Here is a 4,502-nt window from a genome sequence, read left to right on the forward strand (position 1 = left end):
CTCGCCCGCCCCGAGGTGGACGTCCTGGAGGGCCTCACCACCGCGATCATCGTCGACCAGCAGCGAATGGGCGCCGACCCGCGCTCCACCGTCGGCACCGCCACCGACGCCAACGCGATGCTGCGCGTCCTGTTCAGCCGGCTCGGCACGCCGCACATCGGCTCCCCCAAGGCCTTCTCCTTCAACGTCCCCTCGATCAGCGGCGCCGGCGCCGTGACCGTCGAGCGCGGCGGCAGGACGGTCAAGGAGCGGCGCAGCTTCAGCATCACCGGCGGCATGTGCCCGCGCTGCGAGGGCCGGGGCAGCGTCTCCGACATCGACCTCACCCAGCTCTACGACGCTTCCAGGTCGCTCTCCGAGGGCGCCATCACCATCCCCGGCTGGAAGCCGGACAGCTGGTGGACGGTCGGTGTGTACGCCAACTCCGGCTTCCTCGACCCGGACAAGCCGATCCGCGAGTACACCGAGAAGGAACTCCAGGACTTCCTGTACCGGGAGCCGACCAAGGTCAAGGTCAACGGCGTCAACCTCACCTACGAGGGCCTGATCCCCAAGATCCAGAAGTCGATGCTGTCCAAGGACAAGGAGGCGCTGCAGCCGCACATCCGGGCCTTCGTGGAGCGCGCCGTCGCCTTCACCACCTGCCCCGAGTGCGAGGGCACCCGGCTCAGCGAGGCCGCCCGCTCCTCGAAGATCGCGGGCATCAGCATCGCCGACGCCTGCGCGATGCAGATCAGCGACCTCGCCGACTGGGTCCGCGACCTGGACGAGCCCTCGGTCACGCCGCTGCTCACCGCGCTGCGGCAGGTCCTGGACTCCTTCGTCGAGATCGGCCTCGGCTACCTCTCGCTCGACCGCCCCTCCGGCACCCTCTCCGGCGGCGAGGCGCAGCGCGTCAAGATGATCCGCCACCTCGGCTCCTCGCTCACCGACACCACGTACGTCTTCGACGAGCCCACCACCGGTCTGCACCCGCACGACATCAGCCGGATGAACGACCTGCTGCTGCGGCTGCGGGACAAGGGCAACACGGTGCTGGTGGTGGAGCACAAGCCGCAGACCATCGCGATCGCCGACCACGTGGTGGACCTCGGCCCGGGGGCCGGTACGGCGGGCGGCGCGGTCTGCTTCGAGGGCGGCGTGGAGGGGCTGCGCGCCAGCGGCACCGTCACCGGCCGGCACCTGGCCGACCGCACGGCGCTGCGGGAGAGCGTCCGCAAGCCGACCGGGAAGCTGGCGGTCCGCGGGGCGAACACCCACAACCTGCGGGACGTGGACGTGGACGTGCCGCTCGGGGTGCTCACCGTGGTCACCGGCGTCGCGGGCTCGGGCAAGAGCTCGCTGATCCACGGCTCGCTTCCGGGAGAGGAGGGCGTGGTGTACGTCGACCAGGGCGCGATCAAGGGCTCCCGGCGCAGCAACCCGGCCACCTACACCGGCCTGCTCGACCCGATCCGCAAGGCCTTCGCCAAGGCCAACGGGGTGAAGCCGGCCCTGTTCAGCGCCAACTCCGAGGGCGCCTGCCCGACCTGCAACGGCGCGGGCGTGGTCTTCACCGATCTGGCGATGATGGCCGGGGTGGCCTCCACCTGCGAGGACTGCGAGGGCCGGCGCTACCAGGCCGCGGTGCTGGAGTACCGGCTCGGGGGCCGGGACATCAGCGAGGTGCTCGCGATGCCGGTGGCCGAGGCGGAGGAGTTCTTCGGCGCCGGCGAGGCGAAGCTGCCCGCCGCGCACCGGATCCTGCAGCGGCTCTCGGATGTCGGACTCGGCTACGTGAGCCTCGGCCAGCCGCTCACCACGCTGTCCGGCGGCGAGCGCCAGCGGCTCAAGCTGGCCACTCACATGGCGGACAAGGGCGGGATCTACGTCCTGGACGAGCCGACCACCGGTCTGCACCTGGCGGACGTGGAGCAGCTGCTCGGGCTGCTGGACCGCCTGGTGGACTCCGGCAAGTCGGTGATCGTGATCGAGCACCACCTGGCGGTCATGGCGCACGCGGACTGGATCATCGACCTCGGCCCGGGCGCCGGCCACGACGGCGGCCGGGTGGTCTTCGAGGGAACCCCGGCCGAGCTGGTCGCGGCCCGCTCGACGCTGACCGGCGAGCACCTGGCCGACTACGTGGGCTGAGCGCCCCTGACGGCCCTCCCGGACGGAGTTCGATCCAGCGGGAGGGCCATCTCCAGGATCCGGGCCTCCCGGTCCAGCACGTACGGCGTCTCGCCGCCCGTGTACGAGAAGCCGCGCCGCCGGTAGAAGGCGGCGGCGCGGTGGTTCTCCTCGTGCACCCCGAGCAGCATCCGCCCGGCGCCCCGGACGCGGGCCCAGGCGAGGACGGCGTCCAGCAGGGCGTCGGCGACGCCGAGTGCGCGGCCGCGGTGCGCCGGGTCCACCCAGACGCCGATCAGGTCGACGGCCCCGGGGTGTTCCCCGTTCGGGATCGACAGCATGGTGCCGACCCACTCGTCGGTGTCGTCCACCGCGACCAGCCCGATCTTGTCGGGCTCGTTCACCCAGTCCGTCCGGGCCCGCCAGTTGCCCTCGCGCTGCTGCAGCGCGTACTCGTAGGGTTCGCCGAACGCCATGGGGGCGTCGAGGAGTTGGGCCAGCCGCACCTTCCGCAGCCGCTGCCAGTCCTCGCGCCCGATCCGCTCGATGCGGTACGCCACGTCCGCCCCCGTCCGGTGATCCGCCTCCGCCGCCGGCGGTCACCGGCGGCGGAGGCAGGATAGCCGCAGGTCGGGTCACGGCTTGATGCGGACCACCTGCGGGTCGTGGTCGCTGGCCTGCTGGGCGAACTCGGCGTTGATGTGCACGATGTCGTACTTGGCGTAGCCGACCTCGGGGCTGACCAGGATGTGGTCGAGCACCTGCGAGTTGCCCTGGTAGACGTACGAGTACTGCTCGGTCTCGGGCAGTTCGTTCACCAGGTCGCGCAGCACGCCGCCCTTGGTGAGCGTGGCGAGCGCGGGCGAGAACTGGTAGTCGTTGAAGTCGCCGACGGAGACGATCCTCGCCTGCTTGTCGGCGGCCAGCAGCTTGGCGACGAAGGACTGCTCGACGGTGGCCTGCTTGGTCCGCTGCACCTCGGAGCTGCGGGTCGGGGCCTGGAAGCGGCTGTCGATGCCCTGGTCGCCGCCCTTGCTGTTGAAGTGGTTGGCGATCACGAAGACCTTCTGGCCGCGGAAGGAGAACTGGCCGACCAGCGGCTTGCGGCTGTTGGTCCACGCCTCGTCGTTCGGCTCGATCCGGCCGGGCGAGGCGGTGAGCGCGGCGGCGGCCCCGGTGCCGGCCACACCGACGGCGGTGGCGGCGTCGCCGCCGGGGATGTCGGTGAAGGAGACCCGCTGCGGGTTGTACAGGAAGACCTGGCGGATGTTGCCGCCGGGCTCGCCGCCGTCCTTGCCGTCCTGCGGGTCGACCGAGCGCCAGTCGTAGGCCGGGCCGCCGGCCGCCTTGATCGCGGCGAGGAACTTGGCGACGGTCTGGCTCGCGTCCACCGTGCCGTCGTTCTTGGCGCCGTTGTTGTCCTGGATCTCCTCCAGGGCGACGATGTCGGGCGAACGCAGGTTGGTGACGATGCCCTGGGCGAGCTGGGCGAACTTGGCGTCCGGGTTGGTGGCGGCCAGGTTCTCCACGTTGTAGGTGGCGATGGTGAGTTCGCGGTCGGACGCCTGGGGGGTGACCTCGCGCTGGAGGTGGTTGTCCTTCAGCGTGCCCATGGTGCCGGCCACGATGGTGTAGCCGCCGAACTGGTTGTAGTCCAGCGGGCCGGTGGTGGTGCCGGTCAGCTCGTCGCCGACGTTGGCCACCGGGAAGGGCTGCTGGGAGACCGGCGCCTGCTGCTGCACCATCAGGCGGCCGACGTTGGGCTCCTTGTACGACTCGTACAGCAGGCCGCCGCGCTTGCTGCGCTGGTCCTGCCGGTCGGCGGCGACCCACAGCTCGTTGTACTTGTCGGTGGCCTGCACCACCCGGACGTCCTTGACCTGGACCAGCATGCCCTCCAGGGAGGCGTAGAAGTCCAGGGTGTACTTCTCCGGGTCGAGCGGCACCGAGGAGATGGTGCCGTCCGGGCCGGCCGGCGGGGCGTAGTGGCCGGGGATGTTGCGGGTGTCCACGACGACCGGGGCGGGCAGCGGGTTGCCCGAGGACAGCACGGTGACGGCGGGGCCGGTGAGTTCGGTGACGGACTGCGAGCCGCCGGCGTAGTTCGGGTAGTACTCGGTGACCTTGCCGCTCACCAGCACCGAGTCGCCGACCTTCACGGTCGGGTTCGCGCCGGTGTAGACGAAGATGCCCTCGCTGGTGGCCGGGTTGGCGTCCGCGTTCGGGTCCTGCATCCAGAAGCCCTTGGAACTGCCGTACGCGCGCAGGCCGGTGACGATCCCGGGCACGCCGGTGACGGGCTTTCCGGCCTGCGGGGATATCCGGGTGGTGCCGTGGATGTCGTGGATCCGCAGCGGTCCGGCCTCGGTCGGGGCGGGCGGGGCGGCCGT

3 protein-coding genes are annotated in these 4,502 nt (G+C 71.1%); 1 reads left to right on the forward strand and 2 read right to left on the reverse strand.

Annotated elements, in window-relative coordinates; genetic code table 11:
- The coding region (locus tag J0670_RS30975) for an excinuclease ABC subunit UvrA (protein ID WP_207815145.1) at nucleotides 1-2,133 on the forward strand (2,133 nt) is incomplete at its 5' end.
- Here the strand turns inward: J0670_RS30975 and J0670_RS30980 are convergent.
- Entirely contained in the window at nucleotides 2,121-2,672 is a 552-nt protein-coding gene (locus tag J0670_RS30980; RefSeq protein ID WP_207815146.1) for a GNAT family N-acetyltransferase, read from the reverse strand. The genes J0670_RS30975 and J0670_RS30980 overlap by 13 nt on opposite strands.
- A gap of 75 nt (nucleotides 2,673-2,747) precedes the next feature.
- On the reverse strand, nucleotides 2,748-4,502 hold a 1,755-nt coding region (locus J0670_RS30985), incomplete at its 5' end, for an endonuclease/exonuclease/phosphatase family protein (protein WP_207815148.1).

The organism is Streptomyces sp. FH025, from assembly GCF_017427025.1.
Taxonomy (GTDB): domain Bacteria; phylum Actinomycetota; class Actinomycetes; order Streptomycetales; family Streptomycetaceae; genus Kitasatospora.